At 57.2% G+C, this 24,951-nt stretch carries 24 protein-coding genes and 1 tRNA gene; 17 read left to right on the top strand and 8 right to left on the bottom strand.

Going from position 1 to position 24,951, the window contains the following annotated elements:
* Window positions 1–76 precede the first annotated feature (76 nt).
* Window positions 77–1,393: an ABC transporter substrate-binding protein gene (locus AAFN47_RS07330; RefSeq protein ID WP_499808553.1), complete on the bottom strand. Its 1,317-nt coding sequence runs from the start codon at window positions 1,391–1,393 to the stop codon at window positions 77–79.
* Window positions 1,394–1,561: 168 nt separating this feature from the next.
* On the opposite strand from AAFN47_RS07330, the gene AAFN47_RS07335 reads away from it, so the two are divergent.
* On the top strand, window positions 1,562–2,344 hold the full coding sequence (locus tag AAFN47_RS07335) for an IclR family transcriptional regulator (RefSeq protein WP_499808554.1): 783 nt from the start codon (window positions 1,562–1,564) through the stop codon (window positions 2,342–2,344).
* A 63-nt stretch (window positions 2,345–2,407) separates the two neighbouring features.
* Window positions 2,408–3,244, top strand: a complete 837-nt coding sequence (locus AAFN47_RS07340; RefSeq protein ID WP_499808555.1) for an amidohydrolase family protein — start codon at window positions 2,408–2,410, stop codon at window positions 3,242–3,244.
* A gap of 15 nt (window positions 3,245–3,259) precedes the next feature.
* Here AAFN47_RS07340 and AAFN47_RS07345 read toward each other — a convergent pair whose 3' ends face one another.
* Entirely contained in the window at window positions 3,260–4,369 is a 1,110-nt protein-coding gene (locus tag AAFN47_RS07345) for an extracellular solute-binding protein (protein ID WP_499808696.1), read from the bottom strand.
* Between the two features lie 17 nt (window positions 4,370–4,386).
* Entirely contained in the window at window positions 4,387–5,547 is a 1,161-nt protein-coding gene (locus tag AAFN47_RS07350) for a CaiB/BaiF CoA transferase family protein (RefSeq protein WP_499808556.1), read from the bottom strand.
* Between the two features lie 597 nt (window positions 5,548–6,144).
* Between AAFN47_RS07350 and AAFN47_RS07355 the strand changes: the two genes are divergently transcribed.
* The 7 genes from AAFN47_RS07355 to AAFN47_RS07385 all read left to right on the top strand — a co-directional run bounded on the left by AAFN47_RS07355 (window position 6,145) and on the right by AAFN47_RS07385 (window position 13,410).
* Complete coding sequence (locus AAFN47_RS07355) at window positions 6,145–6,537, top strand: hypothetical protein (RefSeq protein WP_499808557.1); 393 nt, start codon at window positions 6,145–6,147, stop codon at window positions 6,535–6,537.
* 185 nt (window positions 6,538–6,722) lie between these two features.
* Window positions 6,723–7,100: a hypothetical protein gene (locus AAFN47_RS07360; RefSeq protein WP_499808558.1), complete on the top strand. Its 378-nt coding sequence runs from the start codon at window positions 6,723–6,725 to the stop codon at window positions 7,098–7,100.
* Window positions 7,101–7,369: 269 nt separating this feature from the next.
* Entirely contained in the window at window positions 7,370–7,888 is a 519-nt protein-coding gene (locus AAFN47_RS07365) for a putative pterin-binding protein (RefSeq protein ID WP_499808559.1), read from the top strand.
* Between the two features lie 11 nt (window positions 7,889–7,899).
* A complete protein-coding gene (locus AAFN47_RS07370; RefSeq protein ID WP_499808560.1) occupies window positions 7,900–10,497 on the top strand; it encodes a PAS domain-containing hybrid sensor histidine kinase/response regulator in 2,598 nt (865 codons plus the stop codon).
* 547 nt (window positions 10,498–11,044) lie between these two features.
* Window positions 11,045–11,893, top strand: a complete 849-nt coding sequence (locus tag AAFN47_RS07375; protein ID WP_499808561.1) for a CsgG/HfaB family protein — start codon at window positions 11,045–11,047, stop codon at window positions 11,891–11,893.
* Window positions 11,877–12,614, top strand: a complete 738-nt coding sequence (locus tag AAFN47_RS07380; protein ID WP_499808562.1) for a hypothetical protein — start codon at window positions 11,877–11,879, stop codon at window positions 12,612–12,614. The genes AAFN47_RS07375 and AAFN47_RS07380 overlap by 17 nt, the downstream gene beginning before the upstream one ends.
* Before the next feature lie 133 nt (window positions 12,615–12,747).
* Entirely contained in the window at window positions 12,748–13,410 is a 663-nt protein-coding gene (locus AAFN47_RS07385) for a hypothetical protein (RefSeq protein ID WP_499808563.1), read from the top strand.
* Window positions 13,411–13,448: 38 nt separating this feature from the next.
* On the opposite strand, the gene AAFN47_RS07390 is transcribed toward AAFN47_RS07385, so the two are convergent.
* Window positions 13,449–14,132, bottom strand: coding sequence for a response regulator (locus tag AAFN47_RS07390; protein WP_499808564.1), 684 nt, complete (start codon window positions 14,130–14,132; stop codon window positions 13,449–13,451).
* Window positions 14,133–14,284: 152 nt separating this feature from the next.
* Between AAFN47_RS07390 and AAFN47_RS07395 the strand changes: the two genes are divergently transcribed.
* Window positions 14,285–14,608 (top strand): WecB/TagA/CpsF family glycosyltransferase, encoded by a 324-nt coding sequence (locus AAFN47_RS07395; protein WP_499808565.1) that lies wholly within the window; start codon window positions 14,285–14,287, stop codon window positions 14,606–14,608.
* 24 nt (window positions 14,609–14,632) lie between these two features.
* Window positions 14,633–14,929: a sugar transferase gene (locus tag AAFN47_RS07400; protein WP_499808566.1), complete on the top strand. Its 297-nt coding sequence runs from the start codon at window positions 14,633–14,635 to the stop codon at window positions 14,927–14,929.
* On the opposite strand, the gene AAFN47_RS07405 is transcribed toward AAFN47_RS07400, so the two are convergent.
* From AAFN47_RS07405 to AAFN47_RS07415, 3 genes are all read right to left on the bottom strand, one after another.
* Entirely contained in the window at window positions 14,887–15,810 is a 924-nt protein-coding gene (locus AAFN47_RS07405) for a 50S ribosomal protein L11 methyltransferase (RefSeq protein WP_499808567.1), read from the bottom strand. The genes AAFN47_RS07400 and AAFN47_RS07405 overlap by 43 nt on opposite strands.
* Window positions 15,811–15,974: 164 nt before the next feature.
* Window positions 15,975–16,247 (bottom strand): hypothetical protein, encoded by a 273-nt coding sequence (locus tag AAFN47_RS07410; protein WP_499808568.1) that lies wholly within the window; start codon window positions 16,245–16,247, stop codon window positions 15,975–15,977.
* A 613-nt stretch (window positions 16,248–16,860) separates the two neighbouring features.
* Window positions 16,861–17,634: a class II aldolase/adducin family protein gene (locus AAFN47_RS07415; RefSeq protein ID WP_499808569.1), complete on the bottom strand. Its 774-nt coding sequence runs from the start codon at window positions 17,632–17,634 to the stop codon at window positions 16,861–16,863.
* Between the two features lie 324 nt (window positions 17,635–17,958).
* Here AAFN47_RS07415 and AAFN47_RS07420 point away from each other — a divergent pair, with 324 nt between their 5' ends.
* The 6 genes from AAFN47_RS07420 (at window position 17,959) to AAFN47_RS07445 (ending at window position 24,527) form a co-directional block, all read left to right on the top strand.
* The gene (locus AAFN47_RS07420) at window positions 17,959–18,915 is read left to right on the top strand and encodes an NAD(P)-dependent oxidoreductase (protein ID WP_499808570.1); all 957 of its coding nucleotides are present in this window, start codon (window positions 17,959–17,961) and stop codon (window positions 18,913–18,915) included.
* 161 nt (window positions 18,916–19,076) lie between these two features.
* Window positions 19,077–19,733 carry a TetR family transcriptional regulator C-terminal domain-containing protein gene (locus AAFN47_RS07425; protein WP_499808571.1) on the top strand — a complete coding sequence of 219 codons (657 nt, stop codon included), beginning with the start codon at window positions 19,077–19,079 and terminating at the stop codon, window positions 19,731–19,733.
* Window positions 19,734–19,744: 11 nt separating this feature from the next.
* Entirely contained in the window at window positions 19,745–20,941 is a 1,197-nt protein-coding gene (locus tag AAFN47_RS07430; RefSeq protein ID WP_499808572.1) for a pyridoxal phosphate-dependent aminotransferase, read from the top strand.
* A gap of 862 nt (window positions 20,942–21,803) precedes the next feature.
* Window positions 21,804–22,796, top strand: a complete 993-nt coding sequence (locus AAFN47_RS07435) for an OmpA family protein (RefSeq protein ID WP_499808573.1) — start codon at window positions 21,804–21,806, stop codon at window positions 22,794–22,796.
* Between the two features lie 94 nt (window positions 22,797–22,890).
* Window positions 22,891–23,421, top strand: a complete 531-nt coding sequence (locus AAFN47_RS07440; RefSeq protein ID WP_499808574.1) for a DNA adenine methylase — start codon at window positions 22,891–22,893, stop codon at window positions 23,419–23,421.
* Between the two features lie 128 nt (window positions 23,422–23,549).
* Entirely contained in the window at window positions 23,550–24,527 is a 978-nt protein-coding gene (locus AAFN47_RS07445; RefSeq protein WP_499808575.1) for an SIR2 family protein, read from the top strand.
* A gap of 139 nt (window positions 24,528–24,666) precedes the next feature.
* On the opposite strand, the gene AAFN47_RS07450 is transcribed toward AAFN47_RS07445, so the two are convergent.
* A tRNA-Met gene (locus AAFN47_RS07450) sits at window positions 24,667–24,743 on the bottom strand.
* Window positions 24,744–24,951 lie beyond the last annotated feature (208 nt).

Below are 24,951 nucleotides of genomic sequence, written 5' to 3' on the forward strand. Positions count from 1 at the left end.
ATACCGGTTATCGCCAGACGGGTGAACCGGAGACAGAAAGGGCGCAGACACGCCGCGCCCTCAGTTTCTAAACGGCCTAGAGTTCGCCGGCGTCTTCCAGTATTTCGGTCGCCGACTGGTTCGCGTCGTCCAGCGCCTGCTGAGGCGTCTTGTCGCCGAGAATGGCCGCCTGAAGCTCGGGATAGACGGCGTTGGATATCGCAATCCACTCAGGCGTCTGGGGCACAGGATATGCGCCCTTGGCCGCTTCCTGGAAGGCTTGAAGCACCTCGGTGCGATAATCGTCGCCCTTTGCCTCCGCGATCACCCATTCCCAGACGGCGTCCCGGGTCGGCAGCGGGCCGGCCCCGGCTTCCAGCTTCTGACTGTCTTCGTTGGTCAGGAACCAGATCAGCGAGGCGGCGGCCTCCTTGTCGGGACAGCTTTCGGTTACCGAGAAGCCATGATGGCCGGACCAACCGGTGCGGGCGCCAGAGGAGCCCTTGGGCGGCGCTACCACGCCGACATTGCCTGCGACTTTGGAAGCGCCCGGGTCGTTGAAGAAACCAGCCCAGCCCGGCCAGTCCAGATTGAGCGCCACGGTGCCGGAGGCAAATCCCTGTCCGAGATCGTCCCAAAGATAATTGGTCGTGCCGGCCGGGACAGCCTTTTTCATGTACAGCTCGACGAACCAGTTCAGCGCACGGACGCCAGCTTCGGAATTGATTGCCGGGCGACCGTCCGCGTCGAGATATTCACCGCCCTCGGCAAGCAGCATCTCATAGAAGCGGCCATTGATCGCCTCTTCCTTGCCTGCGTACTGTGTGCCGTAGAAATCCGGCGGATTGGCGAAGAACTCGGCCTGGTCGGTTACCTGCTCCCAGGTTTCCGGCGGGGCAAGATCGTAGCCGTATTTTTCCTTGAACTTCGCCTTGTTGTCTTCGTCGGCGAATAGATCTTTCTGATAATACATCGCCGAAACGTCGAACTGCGCCCGCGGCAGCATCACCAGCTTGCCGTCAAGCGTCGAGGCGTCGATGTTGGCGTCGACGAAGGCGTCGATTTCTTCCTGCGGCAGAAGCTGCGAGAGATCGGTGTAGATGCCTGGATACTGTGGAGCGAACGATGAATGGTTCGATCCGACGCACCAGTTCAACGCGCCGACAGCGATATCGGATTTGATTTCCTTGTCGAGATCGAAGTGATTCTTCTTCGAAATGACGTTAACCTTCGCGCCGGTCGCTTCTTCCCACTCGGCAATTCGCGAGTAGAGATTTTCGTATTGCTGACCGCCGATCAGCTTGGCGTCGATGGTGACGCCGTCGAATTTTCCCGGCATGTCCTGCGCAACAGCAGCCTCGCCGGCAACCAGTGCGAGGACGCCGGCGGATACGCCGGCCAATAGCTTGTTCATGAGCCTCCTCCCGAGACGTTGATGATTGGCGGGCAATGCGCCCCAAACCCTCACTGATGAGTGGTTCATTCATATACAAACATCTTCTTTACAGGCGGTCAAGCGATTCCTTTGTTGTTAACGCGCACATATATGCGTATATGAATACTCAATTTCACGGAGGAAGAGATGAGTCAGGAGGAAGATCGCTACCGCGCGCCAGCGCTCGACAAGGGGCTCGACATACTCGAACTTCTAGCGCAGATCGACGGCGGACTGACGCAGGCTGAAATCGCCAAACATCTCGGCAGGAGCCCGAACGAGTTCTACCGGATGCTGGACCGTCTGGTCAGACGCGGATACGTGACGCGGATCGACGGCGACCGTTATTCGCTCACCCTTAAGCTGTTCGGACTTGCCCAGTCCCACGCGCCCGTGCGCCGGCTGGTCTCCTATGCGACGCCATTCATGCGCGAGCTTGCCGAACAAACGCGGCAGGCAAACCAGTTGGCCGTGTTCGATCGCGGTTCCGTCGTCGTGGTTGCGCAGCAGGAAGCGCCCGGTTACTGGGGAATTTCGATCCGTGTCGGCTCGCATATTGGTCTCTTCGACACCGGTTCCGGTCACGCGCTTCTGGCCTTCAGGTCCCAGGAAGAACGATTGCTGATGATCAACGAATATTCCAGCAGCAAGGAACATCCGACCATCGCAAAGGAGTTCTTTGACCGTCTCGACCAGATCCGCGAGAGGGGTTACGAAATGATGCCGAGCGCGCAGACAGCCGGCGTCTACAACCTTTCGGCGCCCGTGCTCGGCCCGGATGGAAGAGCGATCGCCGCCCTGACAGTTCCCTACATCGCGCTGGTCAATGTAACCCAGGCGCCCGACATGACGGAAACGCTGGAATTGATCGCCGAAACCTCCAGACAACTCTCCGCTCTGGCCGGATCCGAAGCTTTGAACGCAAAATAATTTCTTATTTGAACAATTTATTCTCCTGTGAAAGATTGCGCTGCGGGGGAGGGAGGAAACCGAATGATCGTCGACACGCATCTTCATGTCATCGACCGCGAAGCTCTGGACTATCCCTGGCTGAGCGACGTTGAACCGCTGAACCGGGACTGGTTCTACGAGAATTACGAGCGTGAAGCCCGCCGCGCCGGCATCTCCAAAACGCTGCACATGGAAGTAGACGTCGCAACTTCCCGCATCGAGGACGAAACGGCCTACGTCAAGACTCTGTCGCAGCGCGAAGACAGCCTGATCACCGGTGCAATCGTGTCCTGCCGTCCGGAGGAGGAACACTTCTCCGAACACCTGGAATCTTGCCTCTCCGATCCGTTCGTCAAGGGCTTCCGTCGCGTTCTCCATGTCATGCCGGACGATCTGTCCGAACAGCCTTTGTTTCGCCAGAATATCAAACGTCTCGGCGACAGCCGGTTGACCTTCGATCTGTGTGTACTGCCCCGCCAACTGGACAAGGCGATTGCCCTGGTTGACCTGGCGCCTGACGTCAACTTCATCCTCGATCATTGCGGCGTGCCTGATATCGCGGGAGACGCCCGCCAGCCCTGGCGGGACCGGATCACCGAAATTGCAAAACGGCCGAATGTCACGGCAAAGATCTCCGGCGTCGTCGCCTATGCCGATCCGGAAACCTGGATCGCGGAAACGCTGCGTCCCTGGGTCGAGCAGACGATTGCAAGCTTCGGCTGGGACCGCGTGGTTTGGGGCAGCGACTGGCCGGTCTGCACGCTGGGCGGTGGTCTGCTGGCCTGGGTTGCAGCAACGCATGCGTTGCTCGAAGGCGCAAGCGAGGACGAAAAGGCCAAGCTCCTCAACGCCAACGCAAGGCGGGTCTGGGACCTGTAGTCCGACGGCGACCGCTCAGCCAAAACTCCTTTCAAAGAGAATGTTGATATCGCAGACCACGGGCCGCGCTGGCTCGCCGGACATCAGGCCCGCATTCAGACGGTCGGAGGCCTGCTGCTGAAACGGCATGTAGCCGCTGTGGCGCGGGCGGACCCAGGCGCTCTCCAGCGTTTGCCTCGTATTCCTGTAGAAATCATTTGTCGCTGCGTTGACCGCATCGTCCTCCCAGCCGGCGGCGTGTCCGGGCTGACCGCCGGCGCCTGCAAACGGCCCGCGCTGTATTTCATCACTGGCGATCCAGTAGGCGAAGTCCACGGCCTCACTGACGTGATCGGAGAAGGCGGAAACGGCGATGCCGGTCCCGCCGAGCGCCGAGCCCACCGGTCCATTCTCGCCAGCCGCCGGTATGTCGGCGAACGCCAGACGCTTTTCGCGAAAGCCGTCGATCCCGTAGTTGACATAGCCATAGATCAGCGGCGCGCAGGCGGTCTCGTCGCCGGCGCTCATTTTTTCCGAGACCGCAATCGGATCCATCTCGTAGCAGGCGACAGGAACATGCCGCATCAGTTTGACGATCAGGTCATAGACGGCCTCGCCGGCGTGCCTGTTAATCAGCGCGCCCGGTCCCTGTGTCGCGCAAGACGTTCCGAGATTGGCGGCGAGCGTATAGAAAGTCATCAGGCAATGCGGCGGCCGCATCGGGATCAGAACCCGGCCCTGCTCGGAGAGCGTGATCACCTCGTCGAATGTTCGCGGCGCTTCGGCGATCAGGTCCGGTCGCCAGGCCATGACCTGTGCTGCGGCGTCTATCGGAAAGGCCCATTGACGCCCCTGCCACGTATAGCTGGGATAGGAGCCCCCCACCGATCCGTTCTCGAGAGCGTCCCTCTCCCGCTCCCTGCCTGCAATGTCGAGCGGCGTCAGACAGGACTGCGCCGTGATCTCGCCGACATGGGGGTGATCGATGACGATCAGATCATAGGTTCGGGCCAGTTCCTCGACCGGAAAGGATTCGAAATCCTGCAGCGAGCGCTTGTCCCAGTCGATCTCGACTCCGGCCCGCTCCTTCCAGAGCGAAGAACAGGCCACCATCGGGTCATATCCGCGCGGGTGGCTCCAGGTCATGCCCTTGAGCCGAACCGTCACAGGCCGAATTCCTCGCAGATGGCCGCCGTATGCTCGCCGACAGCCGGGGCCGCGCGCGCCAATTTCGGACGCACGCCGTTGACCCGAATCGGCGAACTTGTCGTCAGGATCGAGACATCGTCCTCCCGCTCGACCCGCTGCAGCATATCGAGAACGGAGAACCCTTCGCTGTCCATCAACTGATCCCAGTCGAGCACCGGAGAACACCAGATGTCCGCCGGCTCGAACACCGCCTGCCATTCCGCGATCGACTTTTCAGCGATCGCCGCCGCAATGATCCTTTTGATTTCGTCGCGGCTTGTAAACCAGCTGCGCGGATCCTCGGCATAGGGCGACAGCGCGGCGACGTCCATCAGGTCGCGAAGCCTGGATATCGGCGTCATGGCGATCGCGAGATAGCCGTCCCTGGCCTCGTAGACTCCGTAGGGCGCCGAGAGATAGGCGTGGGCGCTGCGGAAGCCGGAGCGTTTCGGCATCCGCCTGCCGTCATTGAGATAGGTGGTCAGCACCTCGAACTGAAAGTCGACGAGAGCCTCCAGCAGGCTTGTCTGGACATGGCTGCCCTCGCCTCTCATGCTGCGCTTGACGAGGCCGGCAAGAAGACCCTGCGCCAGCGCCGCGCCGGCGAACATGTCGCCAACGGCAAGTCCCATGGGCACCGGGCCGTCGCCATCGTCACCGCTCAGCCACATGACGCCCGACCGCGCCTGTGCGAGCAGATCCTGACCGGGCCGCTTCACCCACGGACCTTCCTCGCCATATCCGCTGATCGATCCGTAAACGATCTTCGGATTGATCTGTTTGACGGCGTCGTAGTCCAGCCCGAGACGTTCTATGACGCCGGGACGGAAGTTCTGAACCAGCACGTCGGCCCTTGCGATCAGCCGCCGCAGCTTTTCGACATCTTCCCCGCTTTTAAGATCGATCGCCAGGCTTTCCTTGCCGCGGTTAATGGCGTGGAAGATAGTCGAATCCCCGCCAATCTCGGTGTCGCTGAGATAGAGACTGCGGGAGAGATCGCCGGCGCCTGGACGCTCAATCTTGATCACGCGCGCGCCGAGATCCTGCAGGCGCAAGGTCGCGTAGGGCCCGGATAGAAACTGGCTCATGTCGAGCACGACCAGCCCGGCAAGCGGCAGATCCGAAGCGCCGGTCATGCCGAAACCGATCCGGACGGAAGCCCGGCCGCATGAGCGAGATTGTCTGGCGTAAGCGTGCGCATATCGCACGGAATGTGCGCGAGGGGCAGTCTCATAATTCCTCCAAAATTCTTATGTGAATAATATATTCACATATGGAAGATCGATGCAAGCCGACACGCTGATCCACATGCGCCAATTGTCGAACGAAACTCGAATAGGCGGAGGACGTCCAAACCCCACGAAAATAAAATTCTATATATGATATTGTTTTATATACGTTTTTGTAAATTTTGCTTTGTTTCGGGAATCGGGCTTCAACGATCTGGCTTTGTTTCGGGAATTCGCTTTCCGAGGCTCTGGGTTCGTTTCGGGAAACCTCACATTACGCTGTTTGGCTTTGTTTCGGGAATCCGCGCTTTCGCATGTCTGAAGGCAAATGGCGCTTCAATTACACCGCGCCTCCTTTAGCACAGAACCGCTGCAATTGCATTCGGTTTGTTCATGTTTTGTACCTTCCGCGCCAAGGATCGCGCCGTCTGCGCTGACAAATGCGAAGTAAGGCGCGCTTTCCGAATTCACCATTTCGATTGTAAGTCTCTCAAATTCCCTGAAATGCGGCCCGACCACGGCCACGCCGTCGTCGCGCACGCTCAGGAGCATGAGTTGCTCGCCCTGATTGGCGCCACCCTGCCGGACAGTAAAGACATAGAGGCGCTCGTCGCCCTCATCGCCATTGTCGGCTTTTTCCAACCAACGGCTTTCCCATGTGACCTTGAGGCCGCTTTGACTTTCGGCGTCGTTTGCTGGCTGATCGTTGTGATCAGCCTGCCGATCTTTGCAAATGCTCACGACAATAGCTGGGGAACCGGCAGTCCGGCTGGCTGGTACATCATCTTCTCGATTGCGACGTATGGCGTCATTCCCGTCCTGATCATCTCGGCCCATATATACGCCAGGCGTTCAGCCGGTTACTGGTACAGGCGCTACAGATTGCGGACGCGCTGACAAGAGAGCTTGTTCCGTATTCACCGCTGTTTGAACGATCGGCCGCGATCCAAAATATGATGCAGGCGCCTTGCAAGGATCGCGACTTGCGAGGACAAAATTAAATTTATCAAGATCGCCGATCTCACAGTGGATTCAGACTCTGGAAGTCGATAAGAAGGCTCAAAGTCAGATATGGAGTTCACATGAGCAATCTTCTCAAAGCACTTCCACTTGCAATTATACTGTCACTCTCAACTTTTGCTGCTGCTCATGCAGCTGACGAGCGCGTCCTCAGTGGAGAATGGCTCAGTGTCGAGACGAATAACATCATCGGCACTTCCGTTATAACACTCGCAGAAGATAAATCGGTGACGGACTGCTTAACTTCAAAGAGGTACGGTGAAAGATGCTTCACCGGATTTACGCTAAAAGAAACCGACACAGGTCTCGAGTTCGGAAACAAGCGGGTCCTCTATGTACTGACTGCTGACGGCGATGGCTACAAGGCGGAACGCTTCCAGCGGAATAGCGAGAACGAAGAATTCTCCCTGGCGAACACTGCGACATTGTCCGCGAAGTGATGTAAGGCCCGTAAAACTCGGGCCTGACAATCCCCTTTTTCAGACTTTTTGCAGCCAGCATCGAGCCGACGATTTTCAGGGCGTTGCTAAAGGTCAAAGCGCTGACCGGCAATGGTGTGAGTGGCCGCGCCAAACGAAAACAGCACGACACAAGCGAACGACGTTCGAACATGACTATCCTTTCGTATAGGTCGATAGTCTTTTGGAGCGAGCGGCGACGGTCGGCTTGAGGTATACTTGGCGCAAAACCTTGGAGAAAAGGGTACGCCATGAACGTCACCAAGATTGCCTCGACCATCGCCGCGTGTCTGTGGATCTCAATGTTCGCAACGGCAGGGCAGGCTGCGGAACTACCTTCTCCCAAGGGCGACGTCATCCTGACCGTGTCCGGTGAAATTGGCGTGACGAACCGGGATGACACCGCTGTGTTCGATCTTGAGATGCTGAAGGCGATGCCGGAAGCCTCGTTTAAAACCTCAACCATCTGGACTGAAGGCAAAAACGAATTTCGCGGCGTGCGCCTGAGCGACCTGCTTGAATCAGTCGACGCCAAGGGAAGCGAACTTCACGCGATCGCGCTGAACGACTACGCCGTGGATATTCCAACTGCAGACGCCATTCCGGATGGGCCGATCATTGCTTACCAGATGAATGGCAATGAAATGTCGGTCCGCGACAAGGGCCCTTTGTGGATTGTCTTTCCCTATGATCAGAACGCGAAATTCCGCGCCGAACTTGTTTATTCCAAGAGCATCTGGCAACTGGATCGGATTGAAGTTCGAAAATAAGGCAATCCGCTTTGTCAAAGGAAGCAGCGAAAGGCATTGTAAAGCCGCCGCTCCTGAAGCGGCGGCTAAGACTTTTGTTGCTGCTTCTGATCCTTGCCATCTGCGTCGCCATGCTCTCGGTGCTTGGCTCGCGCATGGCGCGGGAGATTGCAAGCCTGCAATCTGCGCCACTGGACAACATCCAGTGGAACCTCGCACAGCTCGAAATCGAATATCTGTCGCTCCTCAACAGCATCAACACCGCGCAGGACGCAGCCGGCTCCAACGAATCCTCCCTGTCGGAACTCCGCAAAAGATTTGACATCTTCTACAGCCGGATCGACACGCTACACACCGGCAGATCGTTTCGACAGATAGAAAATGACACAGCCGCCAAACGATTGCTGATCAAGGTTCGCTCAAACCTCATCGAGGCCCTTCCTGTTATCGACGGAGACGACGCCGATCTCTTTGCGTCTCTCGCCAGCCTCGAGGACAATTTTCTCCTGCTCAGAACCGATATCAGGTCTCTTTCGCTGAGAGCCGTCAAGATATTCGCGGAATCATCTGATCTGCAACGCGCAAACTTCTCGCTATTGCTTCAGCAAACAGCCATCGTCGGCGCGTTTCTCGTTTTTGCATTGCTCGTCGCCGTCTCCGTTCTTGTCCGCCAGTTTCGGGTGGCCGAACGCCGGGCGCGAGAAGCAAATCGCAGCAGTTCCCGGTTCATCAGCACCGTCAATGCGTCGCTGGACGCCATCATACTGGCCGACGCCAATGGAACGATTATCGATTTCAGCCCCGCCGCCGAAGCAATATTCGGCTATACCCGAAATCGCGCATTGGGATCGAGCATGGCCGAGCTCATTATTCCTCCCAATTTGCGTGACGCCCACCATGCGGGGATGCAACGTTTTCTCGAGACCGGAGAGAAGAAGATTATCGACGCCGGTCGCGTCGAAGTAACCGCTATGCGATCCAACGGCGCATCTTTTCCCGTAGAACTCTCCATCGGCATGACGATGGAGCCTGAAGGACCGATCTTCATTGCCTATGTCAGGGATATTTCGCGGAGAAAACGCGACCAGGAAGAACTGATGTCCGCGCGCGACGAAGCTCTGGCCGCGGACAAGGCGAAGTCGCAATTTCTCGCCATGATGAGCCACGAGATGCGAACGCCGCTCAACGGCGTCCTCGCCACGCTCGACCTGTTGCAATCATCAGCTCTGGACAGCCGGCAGGAAGATTATGTGCGCACCGCCATCGCCTCGGGTGAAATCCTGCAACAACATCTCGACGACGTGCTTGACATCACAAGCATCGAGGCGGGCGCCATGGAGTTCCGCTACAACTATTTTTCGCTGAACGATTTGCTGGAGGAAGTGCGCAACCTGAACGAACACACGGCTGCGGAACAGAATGATGACATCATTCTGGATATCGGAGACGGCCTATCCAACATCTACTCCGACAGGCACCGGCTGAGACAGATCCTGCTCAACCTCGTGGGCAACGCGGTCAAGTTTACGCAGGGCGGCACGATCACGGTCACCGCGCGATCGATCTCGAGCACCTACCACAACCGAATTATCGAATTAAAGGTAAGCGATACGGGTATTGGCATAAAGCCGGAAGATATCGAGCGCATTTTCGACGATTTCGTCACCCTGGACAGTTCCTATCGGCGAAAGACGCAAGGCTACGGGCTGGGACTGGCGATCTGCCGGCGAATATCAGAAGGGCTGGGCGGTCACATCGACATCGAAAGCGCGCCAGGCGCCGGCAGCACCTTTACCGTCACCATACCGATCGCCACGACGTCGCAAATGGACGCCGAAAGCGACGCGGAAACAGCCGAGAATAAAGGCGTCGACAATCTGAAAGTGCTGCTCGTCGAGGACAACGAGACAAATCGCTTTGTAGCGGTCGAGCTACTGCAGGCGGAAGGGTGTGACGTGGACGTCGCCGTCAACGGAATAGAAGGCGTGGAAAAGTCGCAAAATGGAGATTTCGATCTCATCCTGATGGATATCAGCATGCCGCTGATGGACGGTATCGAGGCGACCCGCATCATCAGGAACGGCGGCGGAAAATCCGCTTCAACGCCCATCATCGGACTGACGGCCCATGCGCTGCCCCATGAACTCGAAAGTTTGACGCAGGCGGGCATGCAGGACTGCCTCATAAAGCCCCTGCGGAAACGCAATCTGCAGAAAGTTCTGAGAAGTTTCATAGAAGAGCTATCAGCAAAGCGGAGAAGTACGGTCACTCACAGCAAGACGCTCGACATGAGTGTAATTGAAGAACTGTCCGAGGTGTTGCCAACTGGAAAGTTGAACCAACGCCTGACGCAGTTCCTGCAAGAGATCGACGAATCCGAAGTGAGTTTGAAAACGCTGTTTGCTGCCGGTCGCAATGAAGACCTGGCGGTTCTGGCGCATCTCTGCGCCGGATCCGCAGGGGCGCTCGGCGCCGTTGATCTCGCCCATACACTACGCGATATTCAGACTGCAGCGCAGGAAAGCCGCAGCCGGGAACTTGCCGGTTTGATGAGCGGCATCGATTCACGCATAGCCGACGCACGTCAGGCAATGCTTGATGTCATTGCCGCAGACATCCAATCGGTCTGATCCGTTCTTACAGCGCCTCAAATCCGGAGTTCGTTGCATCTCGCGGCGGGTTCGCTTCTCCATTTCGAACCTATCAGAACGTCAGCAAGTGTATGATTCTAATGTCAATTGCGGACGCAAAACACTTCAAAGGGTCGCAGCACGAACGTCACGGATTTCAGACCCGCTACACCAGCGCCAATTCCCTCGCGCCAGATTTCGCGCCTCGTTGATACGATTGAGCCCCCGCGCCCTGCCTCGACCACTTCGTTGTCTTCGTAGAGCCAGTCGAGGAATTTTTTTGATCTGTCTGAATACACATTGAGCACCCAAGCCTGACGGAAAGCGCCATCCATATACTTCGGTATATAGACCGGTACCTCTTCAGATGAGTCTAATATTCATAGTTGCTCATATATAACCTTTTTCCGATCCCAATCCGTCACTGATCCGATGTTTATTCGCTCTGTCTTCAAGACATGCCTTTCCTGCTCAAGGGGGAGGCGCTTCACACAAGATGGAGGGCGAGATGAAACAGGAAATCGAACGCGATCGCAAGAAAGGCGACATGGCGCGCCGGATTGCCACGATGGCGCTCGGCGCAGGCCTGCTTGCGAGCGCCGGCTGCCAGACCGCCTACAAAGCGCATGAAGCCGTCACGCCCCTCATGGGAGCGCCGGTGCAGACCAACAACACGCCATATACGGCATGTCTGGAACATCTGGCGGGCACCCTAACCAGCAAAAAACCTAATATCGCGATTGGACAGATCAGCGACAAGACCGGGCAGAAAGCATATTCCCAATATACCGACAGTACGGAGCTCACACAGGGCGTATCGGAAATGGTTATCAGCGCGTTCTTCAAGACGCGGCAGGTGACCCTCACAGAACGCCTGGACGTGCGCGTACCTCTGGCTGAGCAGAAATTCGTCGAAACGAATGCGATTACCCAGCCCACGCGCGGACTGTCCGTGGTGCCTGCGAACTTCGTGGTGCTCGGAGCACTGACGGAGCTCAACTACAACATCGTAAGTGGCGGAGCGCGACTGTTTGTCGGAGGTGTAGGTGGAGGCGTCCGCAAAGCCGTCGTCAATGTCGGCCTGGACCTTCGACTGGTCGATGTCCGTTCTTTCAGAACCCTTTATGTCACAAGCCTGCAGAAACAGATCGTCGGTTATGAGATTGAATCCGGCGTCTACCGTTTCTTTGGCGATCATCTCATCGAATTCGACGCCGGCGCTGTCAAAAACGAGCCGCTACAGCTCGGCGTTCGATCGGTCGTGGAACTGGCAACGTATCAGATCCTCACCGAAGGACTCGGTTTACCTGTCTCGAAGCGGGAAGGTTGTGAGCCGGGAGTTTCAACCCAATCAGCGGCGAACCCCAAGGAGAAAGACCATGAAAATGAAGCATAAAAATCTGATCACCTCTTCCGCAATGATGCTGTTTATCGCAGCAACCGGAACCGCCAACGCTTTTGACGAAGTCAACTGGGTCTGGAACGCAGATGTCGCCACAACAGTGACGACAGCCGCAAGCTCGATCACTGACGTTACGCCGACCGGCTTGAACCAGGCTGAGAACGAACAGCAGACGCTGGGAGCCCTGACTTCGACGAGTAACGTTACGGCTGTCGACAATGCGCTTATCTCGGGCCTCACCGGCGCAGCGCCGATCACGGATCTCGCCGCCGTCGAAACCTCGGCCTCTGCCCTGGGCAACAGCGCCAGCATCGAATCCGACGTTCAGGTCAGCTACGATTCGATCCAGACGTTCGGCGGCGTTGACGTGGCCCTTGCCGCGCCGCTTGTAGGCGACATCGCTGACCTCAGCCTGCCTGGTACGGTCACCTCATCCTCTTCGGCCATCGGCATTCTGAACGCCTCGGTCGACAGCAGCGCAACCGGCGTGGCCAACAACCTGACGGTCAACCTGGAAACCACGTCGGACCAGGATGCCTTCGGCATCGGCAACAACGAGCAGACAGCGCTCGCTATCGTTTCGTCAACTTCGCTCGTCGACGCAGTCAGCTTTGGCGGCTTCGCGGATCTCGGAACGCTGGACAATGCCGTCGTCAATTCCGTTTCGACCGCGGTTGGCAACAACTTCGGCGTCACGATCGACGGCATCAACTAATCCGCATGTACTGGCGGAAGTCCCCCGATTTCCGCGGTGCGGCGGCGGGCCGATACTCGCCCATCGGTCCGCCGCAACATGTTCAACCAGCCCGTTATAGATGCGATAGCAAAGACAACAGAGGAACTGCCCGATGTACCGCACTAAAACCGTCACGGCTCATGGCGTCTTCGCCGCCGTTTTGTTGGGTTCAAGCATCCTGACTCACAGTCTGTCTCTTGCAGGTGGACGCGAAACGCTGAACGCCCCGCATCCCTGGGACTTCCCTGACCGCAGTCGCGATGCGGCTCTTGCCTTCCAGCTTGCCCACGACAATGATGACGGCCTTGCCGCAGCCGCCGGTATCGCCGCTTCGACCGGTTCTCCCATCGTTATTAACTCGACGTCCACGGCTGTCGGCAACTGGCAGCAGATAGAGATGACCCTGGGCGACGGCGCTGAGGGTATGATCATGACCGAAAATCACCAAGACAATTCCGGCAACACAAGCGCCGTGTCAGATGTCATGAACGACAGCAATCTGTCTGTTTCGAACGGCAATAGAGGACCGTCAGTAGTTCGTTCGATGTCGCAGGAAACAGGTGAACGACAAGCTGGTCGTCCGCAGCGGGACTTTAACAAGCGACCGCCATTGCGCAGTCGCCCGTTGATTGAAAAGCCTAAGCCGAAGCCAATGGATCATCATTGGAAACAGGCCAGCAACCGCAGTCACAAATACGATATCGATCACCGCATTGAAACGAGTGGGACTCAGGAAGAAAATAACTCGCATTTCGACTGGGGAACCAGCCGATAGCCTCCCCACCGCATCCTCGGTGTTTTGGAGAGCCGGCTTCAGAAGATGCCGGCTTCCTTGGCGAGGATGGCTGCGTTTGTTCGATTGCGCGCTCCGAGCTTGCGGCAGAGAGTTTTGACGTGGAGCTTGATCGTCACTTCCTGAAGGTCGAGATTCCGTCCTATTTCCTTGTTGGAAAGACCTTCGACAAGCCCCTTCAGCACTTCCAGCTCACGCGTCGACAGCTTTTCCGCCATCGGGTGTTTTTCGCTTTCCTCTTTTTCGGTAAAGAAAGCAATCGGCGCATATTGCTCCCCGGTCGCCATGAAGCGTACGGCGTGGATCAGCGATTTCGCAGTCATCGTTTTCGGCAGGAAGCCGGCCGCGCCCATGGCGAGCGCCTGTTCTGCCGCCGCCCGCGTCATGGTGCCGGAAATGATTGCGACGGGACTACCCAGATTGAGGTCTTTCGCCTTTTCCAGTCCTTTCAGACCGTTCATGCCGGGCATGGTGAAATCCAGAAGGACGAGGTCATAGGGCCCCTCTTTCAACATCCTGGTCTCTGCTTCCGCGAAATCCTTCGCAACGGAAACGGAGAATCCCTCCTGCGCCGCCAGATAATCGGATATCATGTCACGAACCAGATCGTGATCGTCTGCAAGCAGCAGTTTCAGTTTTTGCATCGCCTTGATCTCCGGCCGTGATTCGGCGGCGTCCTGCCCATCGCCGGCGCTGACCGCCATTCTCGCTCCCGGAGCATCGAACCTTGTATCCTATGGTGCAGCGCCAATAGTCTTCAGTACAATCGACACTATACCGGAGAAAATCTGAATCAGCGACTAATCCGTGACTGCGCTTTCTCGCCGCCCTGCGCCCCGCCGCGCTCCTTTACAGTGTGGACGAAATCAACGCGTCCGGCGCCGACATCGATCTGGTCGCGCTTGGCGTGCCGCTTCAGGAAATCTGGATCGAGCGTAATCGCGAGCGCCTTTCCGCGTCTCTTGTCATGGGCGTCGGCGCACAGTTCGACTTTTGGTCCGGAGAGGTGCGCCGCGCGCCGATGCTGTTCAGGAAAACCGGAATGGAGTGGCTCTGGCGGCTGGCTCTCGAGCCAAAGCGCCGGGCGCGTCGCAATATCAGGAACAATCCGGAATTTATGCCGAGGGCCTGGCGCGACAGAAAGCCGGATGCAAGTCCGGTCAGGTTCTCAACCAGATGAGCATTGTCGGTCCGCGCTCGGCCCTTGCCGCAGGAAGTTGCAGCCTATCCGGGCGACGCGCTGCGCCGGCTCGACGTCAAACCTGGCCTGACCGGGCTCTGGCAGGTGTCGGGTCGCGCCGACATCGGCTTCGACCGGATGATCGAAATGGACAGCGCCTACGCCCGATCAAGAACGTTGCTTGTCGATTTCACGATCACGGCGCTGACCCTTCGGGCCGTTTTGTCGGGACGCGGGAGTTATCGAGCAATGGTGGCGGAAGAAGGAGACTGCCCTGCTCAGGCGCCGGTCGGACGGCCGCGAATAACGCAGACCTCATGATAGAGAGCAACGTCGGGATTTTGTTCCGACAGGTTCTGTGCCTCGCATGCCGAAAGCGGCATGTCGCCTTCCTCGTCGGCAAAGAATTCGCAAACGAATTCCTTCTCGAGGCCCGTGCCCGTCAGGGCTTTCTCGAGCGCCACGAAGAACGAGATATCCGTGCCGGCGTCCTGTCGCACCATTTGTGAAGCCAGCTTTTCCGGCTCAAACCCGTTGGCCCTGAAGAAATCGAAAATGATGTCGGTTCCGATACGACAGCCAAAATTCATGACGACCTCGGCTTTGGGAGCGTATTTGCATATCCGGCGCAACAGGGCCTCATTCAGGCCCAGACCGACCGCATTGAAAGGATATTCGTCAAACATCGCCCAGGGATAATAGTGGGCGATATGATCTTCGGCCCGCTCATCCGCCCCGCTTGCGAGCGGCACGGACTGCGCCTCGCGAAACGCCGCCAGCCGGGAATCATCGGGATCCCCCACCTGAGGAAGACAAGCGATAACGACATCTGTTTGCGCAATTTTCGCACGTGCTTCCTCGGTATCGACAAGGCTGACAGCGCCCTTGACTGGCTGGAACTGCTCGGCGTGCTCAGGTGACAGGCTTTGAATATTTCGTTCGGCGAGTTGAACGAGGCGCGGATCAAGATCGCTGCCGAAAACGGTTGAAGCGCCACACATTCGCAGCACGAACGCCGCGTTGATGCCTGTGCCTATGCCGACTTCGTAAACCGTTTTGCCCTTCAGGCCGGCGCGTTCCAGACCCTTTTGAAACGTTCGGGTCCATGGATCGCCCGGATCGAATGCGAAGCCGGGCGCTTCGGGAGTAAGCCTATAGGTTTCGCGTTCACGGGTGGCGCCAAAGCCAGTGGTTTCGACCATTTTTTTCCCTTTTTTCGGATAGCGCAGCCGTGTCGAATGCTGCCGCTTTTTGCAGAATCGTTCTTGCTGATGCTATCGGGTGCTGCTGCTCGCAAGCGTCGCAGTTCGTCTGTGCAGCGCTGTTACATGCAAAAGAAAACCGCCGGAAAGGCGGTGAAAGACTTTCAGGATGCCAGATGGATCGTGTCGGCCAACCGAGCGGATCCTGTTCGGGAGGAAGCCAGATGTGCGGGCATTTGTCTGACATCGGACGCCAGATACACATTACCGGCCATCGCTCCCAGAGAACTGACGAGGCGCGCGCAATCACATGCCGTATCGACCAGGACACTGAGCGGCAATTTGCTGTCCGGCAACCCGATGAGAGCCTGCTTGATGCGCAGGACAGTCGGCGCCGTGGAAAGGCCGCTACAATTTATGGTGTTCGAGACGTGCATTATTAGCTCCTTGCTGGGCGGTTCGAATTAATCGAAAGCACCGCTTGGTGCGCCGGAAAATCCGACACGAGAACGTTTGCCATTGCATGGCGGGGCGTGGCGGGATGCAGGCAACCAACCAACTGTGCATGCAATTCCAGAGGCGGGGCGACTGCGCACCCCGCTCGCATACCTGTCTTGTCCTTCGTGTCCCCGCACTTCGGGAGACATCATCGGACGGTCGTGATTTTTTCAACGGTCGTGGCAGCCGACTCTCACAGCGAGCTCGCTATGGCCTACAAGGCGACCGTAGATGGGTCGCCAAACCGTCGATTTTCAGGGAATTGCGCTCCGAGACATGCCCGCAATCCTGAAAGAAGGCCTTGTCAGACGGCGTCTTGTCCGCCCAAACTCATCGTCAAGGGTAGGCACGCCCCGTTGGGATGTCAAGGTTATTTCGGCTAAATTTTAGGCGAACGTTGATTGAGATTAAATTTTCATCACACGGAAAAATTGCGCATCGCACAACCATTCTTCGCAGATGCGGCAGTCTCCTTCGTCTCGGCATCCGCCCATGCTCCATCGCCAGGCGACAGGAAGTCCAAGCCGGTGCGGTGTGCATCAATAAATCGGATCAGTCCCGAAAACCGGGATCAAGGCGATCGGCGAGCCGCATCTGCGCGTCCCATTCAAGTAGCAAGTCGCCGTCATCGAACGCCATCTGGTCATATTGTTCGGTGACCCGGCGCGCGACTGTCTCGTCCACGGGTTTGAGAGGCACACCCATGGACAACGTCGATTCCTGAATTTCGCAGGCCCGGTTGAGGTAGAACATGTTGGAAAACATCTGCGCGGCGTTTTCACCGACCGTCAGCAGGCCGTGATTCCTCAGAAAAAGCACCGGATGCGCGCCGAGATCCCTTGTGATTCGGCGCCGTTCCTCCAGATCGAGCGCAATGCCCTCGAAATCATGATACGCGATCCGGCCGTAGAATTGCAGCGCAATCTGATTGAGAGGCATGAGTCCTTCCTCAAGGCAGGAAACAGCCACGCCCGAGCGTGTATGTGTGTGCATCACCCACGCCGCATCGTGGCGCTCCATATGGACCGCGCTGTGAATGGTGAAGCCGGCGGGATTCACGCGGTGGGGACTGTGGGCGACCTTGGCGCCGTCGGTATCGATCTTGACGAGGGAAGAAGCGGTGATCTCTTCCCACAGAAAGCCGTAGGGATTGATCAGAAAATGGCCGGGCTCGCCCGGAACCCGCGCCGTAATATGCGTGTAGATGATGTCAGTCATCTTGTAGTAGGCCGCGAGCCTGTAACACGCGGCAAGCTCTACTCGCGTCTGGTATTCGGCGTCGCTCATTGCAGATGTTCCGGCAGATGTCTCGCTCGTGCTTAGCATTTCATCCTCTCTTGCCCCTGCCGACGGTTGCATTCATCGCGCGGTCACGAGGCCATATACAAGTGGACGGAGCGCAAGGTCCACGCTCCGGCGCTGCATGTCGGGAGTCGTCCGCCTCTCGAATCTTCGCAGCGTTCAGCTTTACTCTTTAATATACATTTGTATAACTAGCTTGCGAGTGCAAGGCAAACAATTCGGTCTCGGGCGTCTACACAAACCTGTTCGTTACGCATGCCATTTCCGGATTTGCATCTGCGGGCCTCGCGATCTGTAGTCCAGAACTTTGGCGCCTTACGCACGCAATGCAGGTGGAGACTTTTGAAGATGGCGAACGTTGAAACGATTCACGGCGTTCTTTTAAGCGAAACCATGGACCTGAAATCCTTTTACGATCTTGATTTCGGCGACCGGGCCAGGGACGTACGCCTTCTCAATCCCGACGAGATCCGGCATGCCGATTCAATCCGTTTTGCTGTTTGCTGGCTGCCCGGACCCGACGCCTTTGCGCCGTATCCGAATCTGGAAATGGCGATGTCCGTCGGGGCCGGCGTCGACGCCCTGCTCAATCATCCGGGTTTGGGTGATGACGTTGCGATCTGCAGGGTCAGGGATCCGCACCAGGCAGACCTGATGGCGGGCTACGCCGTCCATGAGGTTTTGCACGTGGAACGCGGTTTTGCACAAATGCGGACTGATCAGGAGTCCGCGCGATGGCGGCCGCTTCCGATGCGTGCGCCAAACGAGCTGAAAGTCGCCGTTCTTGGGCATGGAACCATGGGGGCGGCCGTCGCAAAGGCCCTCGCCCGCCTGGGTTTTTCCGTCACGGTCGCCTGTCGCCGACCGCCTCGCGACGCCTCACAGGGTATAACATATACCACGGGCGAAGACGCAGTCATGCAAGCGGTCGATGGGGCGAACATGGTCATTAACGTCCTGCCTTTGACGCCGCAAACCGAGAAGGCGCTCAACAAAGAACTGTTTGAACGGCTCGCAACGGGAGCCTGGCTCGTGCAGATCGGTCGCGGCGAACATCTGCATGAAGACGACTTCGTTGCTGCGCTCGACAGCGGCCAACTGAGCGGCGCCAGCCTGGATGTGTTCCGCGAGGAGCCCCTGCCCGCGGACCACCCCTTTTGGCAGGACCGACGGTTGCGCATTACACCGCACATTGCGAGCGACTCCATGCCCTACATCGTGTCCGAACAGGCCCTGTTGTCCGCGAGGGAGCTTCTGGCAGGTCAACCGCTCAGCCTGGCCGTCGACCCCACACAGGGATACTGAGCTGACTTCACCGTCCAATCCAAGCGTTCCCGGGGGAGCGAAATTTTGAAAAATGTCGCCCGACAGAACCAGGCAATATTCTTCCTTTTGACGTAAAATTATTCAGATGTATAACTACTGGCGTCTTGGCCAGTGTGGCCGGGGGACTACGGAATCAGGATATGAGCAGGAAAGCCTTTCAGCGCCTGTCGCTCGATGACCGTCGGCGAAGCCTTATGGAGGCGACACTCGTCTGTGTCGCACAATTTGGGTTGCACGGAGCAACTGTCCGCAGGATCGCCGAGGAAGCTGACGTTACCGCAGGTCTTGTCAGGCATTATTTCGGCAGCAAGGACGAAATGATCAGGAACGCCTATGCCTATCTGGTCGGACAGTTGACGGCCCGCGCCAGCGACAGCGCCAGGCGAACTGAAGGAGATACGGATCTGCAACTGCGCCAGTTCCTGCGTGCGAATGTAACGATGCCCAACCTCTCGGAGCAGAAGGTTTCGCTGTGGGCCACCTTCATTGGACGGGTTCGCTACGATCCGCAATTCGCCGAGATACACCGGGAAGGCTACCGGGAGTTTCTCAACCTGCTGGAGGCGCTCGTCGAACCCGTGCTCATGGCCCACAAGCGACCACACAGCGCCGCGATCTGCAAACGTCATGCGATTGCGCTGAACGGGCTGATTGACGGCCTGTGGATGGAAGGCTCGCTGAATGCCGGCCTCTACAGCCAGGCGCTTCTTCCCGACATTCTCGTCGAAGCGAGCGAAAGGCTGCTGGGACTTCCGCCGGGCTCGCTATCGAAACCCCAGACAACCCAGGAACAGTAAAGACAGACATTATGCGCTATGCAGGAATAACCGATCGTCTCGCCGAACTCGGCGGAGAAAAATGGGCCGTCCATAACGCAGCCCGGGACAGGGCTGCGGCCGGTGAACAGATCATCGAACTGACCATAGGCGAACCCGATATTCCGGTCGATCCGACGCTGATCGACGTGTGCGAAGCCTCGATGCGCAGGGGCCGGACCCATTACTCCAACGGCCGTGGGGAGGCCGGGCTTCTCGAGGCGCTGGTCGACAAGTACAAACCACGCTATCCGGACATCACCACGCAAAACGTTCTCTGTTTTCCAGGCACGCAAACGGCTCTTTACGCCGCGATTATCGCCCTCGTCGACGCGGGTCAGGGCGTCCTCGTCGGCGATCCTTACTATGCGACCTATGCAGGCGTCATTCGCGCCTCCGACGCCGTTCTCCAACCTGTACCGCTCAGCATAAAACATGGCTTCGTCATGCAGCCCGAGGATCTGAGGGCAGCCGTTACGCCGCAAAGCCGAGTGCTTCTGCTGAACACTCCGCACAATCCGACCGGGGCCCTTCTCGACATCGAGACGATTGCAGAAATTGGCAAGATTGCTCGAGACCACGACCTCTGGATCGTTTGCGACGAGGTCTACGAGGACCTTATTTTCGAAGGCGCCTTCGCCTCTCCCCTGGACATCGAGGAACTGCGCGAGCGCACAATTGTCGTATCATCGATTTCCAAGACCTTTGCCGCGACCGGCTTTAGAAGCGGCTGGGCGATAGGGCCAGCGGAATTCTGCATCAAATTGCTGCCGATTTCCGAAACCATCCTTTTCGGCAATCAACCTTTCATCGCCGACATGACGGAAGCGGCGTTGCGCGGCGCCTTCGACACGGCCGAAAGGATGCGCAGCAGTTACGCCGCGCGCGTCGATCTCATTTCGTCCGAACTGGCGCCCTGCCCCGACCTGAAGCCGGGCAAGGCCTCGGGCGGAATGTTCGTGATGATCGACGTTTCGGATACGGGGCTGGACGGCGAGCAGTTCGCCTGGCGCCTCCTCGAAGAGCAGAGCGTGGCCGTCATGCCCGGCTCATCCTTCGGCGAAAACGCGAAGACATTGATCCGCGTGGCGCTGACGGTGCCCGACGACGTCCTGCGCGAAGCCATGCGGCGCCTTCATGCCTTTTCGGACTCTCTCGGCGCTACGGCGCCAAGAGCAGCCGCGCGATAGGCGTCCCGCTGCGGCCTTGGCGGATGTAGTTTGACACCGGGTTCTGGTTTTTCCGGGAAAATCCGGGATTATAAGGGAACCGCCGGGAAACGTTCATAATACAAGGTGTTGCGTAGCGTCTGATCAAACCAATTATGGACACTGCGTTTTCGTTTTGAAGCCGTGCCTTCGAAAGGCCCCAGCGCAATTCTCGCCTGGCGTTCGAAAAATAAAATTAATTCGGATGATGCATCCGAGCTACCAAAAGCGGCACTGCAAAATGCGGGAAACTATTAAAAAACAACGCAGTAGAAAAAAGTACGATACCTCGGAGTTGCGTACCAATACATTTTCGTTTGCCAGCCGTCGGCGTACGCTTCGGGAAAGTCGGAGGCTGTCGAAGACCGCGCTTGCCAAGCAGGCCGGGGTTAGCACGACATGCCTATGGAACTGGGAGGAAGGCAACACCTAGGCCCGGCCAGAGAATTTGGCGGCTTTGAGCAAGGCGCTCAACACACCACTCGCCCATCGTCAAAACGGAAGTGAATGGGACGAGGCACCTTCGGTCATCCCGGCAACGCCGACCCTTTATGAAGGAGTCACACTCGACGAAGTCATCGCGGACGCCAAAGTTCGCATTGCCCAACTCTCGGGAATTCCCCCGGAGAAAGTAAACGTCTCACATGAATAGTAACATTCAGCCGCTCAGGAGAGAATTTTCTCGTCTTAAACAAAATTCCTAATTCTGTCGCAGATTCCGCAGCTAGCGTGGGACCGACAAGGCGGAGCATTTGCGAGCCGGGCTTGCGTATTTCTGAAGAATGTTGCTTTTCTTGGGTGTGTTTTTGGAAGCAACCAGTGCTGAGATTGAGAAATGTGCGCGATGAACAAGTTCTTTGCTCGAGGATTGATCGGCGTCTTGCTGTCACTTTTGTGGACGGTGACAGTGTCCGCGCAAGATATCGATGGTGTAATCGAACATCCGATGGTCGAACGTTATCCCGGGCAGGATATCCGCTGGCAAGTGATTGAAAACTATTTGCCGTTTCGAATTCCCGTAGGCCCCGTCACAGGCTACCGTCAGATTGAGGATTGGATCGATACGGAAGGCCGCGTCACCCGTACTTTTTATAGTTATGAGGGTACAGACAGGAGCTACGCAGAAATCTACAAGAACTACCTCGATGCCTTTGAAACTGAGGACTTCGAAATACTCACTGAAGGCAATTCGGTAGATCGCAAGGGAGTGGAAGCAGGATCAACCAAGTGGTTCGATGTCTATTCTCGGACAAATCCGTTCGGCAAGCCGGGCGATGTCAATACCCTCAAAGCCGGGACCTCTTCTTCCGGCGGAGCTGGCGGTTTTGTTGCGCGCAAGGAACGAGCGGCAGGAATTGTCTACGTAGTTGTGAACGTCGAACAACATTCGGAAAACTATGTCGGCACGTTAATCGACATCATAGAAGTGGCCGCTGCTGAAACCGGCCTCGTGGCGATTGATGCAGAAGCGATTGGCAAGGATTTGACGAAGAAGGGCCGGGTAGTTCTCGATGGCATCCTGTTCGACTTCGACAAGGCGACCCTGAAGCCGGAATCCAAATCAGCGCTTGATGCCGTGGCGGCCTATATAAAAGCCAATCCTGACGGAAAATTCTATATCGTCGGCCACACCGATTCTACTGGCGCCTTCGAATATAACCGTGACCTTTCGGCAGACCGCGCCGCTTCCGTTGTCAAGGCCCTTGGCGAGAGCTATGGGATCAGGTCTGGCAGGCTGGAAGCTCACGGTATCGGACCGCTTGTTCCCATATTTTCAAATGCGAGCGAGGCGGGACGAGAAAAGAACCGTCGGGTGGAGATGGTCGAACGCCAATAGTTGTTGATCGTCCGGAATTCAATCGTGTCGGCGAACTCACGTCCTGCATCCCTTCAATTGCTCGTCGCGAAAAAGTCGAGAATGAAACAGGATCATGGTGTCAGACGCACCAGAAGATAACGCCTCACCCGGCGCTCTCACAAGCGCCGGCAAGTTGGCAGATTCCGCGAGCTTCCTCTACCTTCAGAAGACGGCCTTCGGCGGCAAGGTGACCGGTCGAACCTTCGGCGTCGACAAGTCGGGCGGCGCGCGCTTCAACCTGACGCGCCTGGCGCCGCTCCTCGAGGACGTGCACGAACGGCTCTCCGGCGTCGTGATCGAGTGTCTGCCCTGGGCCGAGTTTATAACCCGCTGGGACCGACCGGGCATGCTGTTCTATCTGGATCCGCCTTATTTCGGGAACGAGGCGGATTACGGTAAGGGCGTGTTTTCAAGCAAGGACTTTGGCCGCATGTCGGAGATCCTTGCCAGCATCCAGGGCCGGTTCCTGCTCTCGGTCAATGACCGGCCGGAAATCCGCGATGCGTTCCGCGCGTTCCGGTTCGAGGAGGTATCACTGACCTATTCTGTCAATGGCAGCAAGGGCGTGCCGGCGAAGGAGTTGATTGTGTCAAATGGCCTTTGACTGCACTTCAAACACCATTTGAGGGTACTGTTCTTTACAGCACCTATAGGTTTTGCTGTAGTTTTCTGACTGTGCGAAAAAGAAGGCCTGAAGGTGTCAACTGCATATCGAGTACACGGTGAATTAGAATGGAATCTATGCCGACTCCACGTCCAACCATCCTGCTTACCGGCGCCGGCTTTTCGCGCAACTGGGGAGGCTGGTTAGCGAGCGAAGCCTTCGAGTACTTACTTGGTAGCGCGGAAATTAATCCCCGCCTCAACAACCTTCTTTGGAATTGTTACGACAATCGTACAGGCTTCGAGGGCGCGCTCGCGCGGCTCCAGAAGAAACCCAAAGACGCGGAGGACCTGCGGCTTCTCACAATGGCACTCAGTGGCATGTTCGACCAAATGAACAGCGCCTTTCCGGGAGTACAGGGCCCCGATCTCAACAGTGGCCACAAGGCCTCGAAATTCTTGGCGCGTTTCGACGCGATCTTCACGCTTAACCAGGATCTATTGCTTGAAAAAGGTTATCGTCCAACAGCCAAGCGGCGCTGGAGTGCGTTTCGATTACCAGGGACCAAGCTCCTTGAAACCCGCAAGGGTGAGCTGTGGGATCTTAGAATTCCGGACGAACGAAAGAACTTCAAGGTGGAGAGCGGCTTTCAGCCATATTTTAAGCTACATGGGTCGAGCGCGTTTCGTTCGGAAACTGATACTGATGATGCCCTCCTCATTATGGGGGGCGAAAAACTCGCTCACATTAACGGCAGCGAACTACTCACGTGGTATCGGGAGGAATTCGAGCGTTACCTTGCTATCCCGGATACCCGTCTTCTCATTGTCGGCTACAGCTTCGCCGACCAGCACATCAACGACTTGCTCCGAAAGGCCGCCACAGGCAATACCGGCCTGAAGATGTTCATAATAGATCCAGCCGGCGTAGACGTGCTGGACAAACGCCCGATGGGTAGCGGACTCATCACGCCGAACCGGAACACTAACCATCTTCTGCGTGATCTCACACCCGTTGTTGCGGGAGCGTCCCGTCGTGGGTTCTCGTCGCTATTTAATGGAGATGACATCGAATTCGCAAAGGTTCGACGTTTCTTGGAGATTTGAGCCACACCCGTACTTTGAGTGAGTCCAAACCCGAGTCGGTGTTAAGCCTAAAATGTTCCAGAACCTGCTGGCAAAAAAACCAGAACCAGCTGGCGCGCTACAAGCGCTACATACAACTTTTTGTTTTTATTATGAAAAATGGTAGCGGGAGAGGGACTTGAACCCCCGACACGCGGATTATGATTCCGCTGCTCTAACCACCTGAGCTACCCCGCCATACCGATCCGGAGACACCGCGCGAAGCGGTGTTGATCACAAGCGTCGCCCGTCGCGCGATAGCGCAACCGGCCGGACCGGCGCGATATAATGGCGCACGCGCGCGGGTGTCAAGCAAAAGCTTGCAGAATTTCCGAAGCGCCTCTTGCACCCCCCTGCGCCTGCCGATATGCCATCGGCGGGCGAGGATGCAAATGGAAAGAAAAAC

Source organism: Hoeflea sp. CAU 1731, assembly GCF_039888615.1.
Taxonomy (GTDB): Bacteria; Pseudomonadota; Alphaproteobacteria; order Rhizobiales; family Rhizobiaceae; genus Flavimaribacter.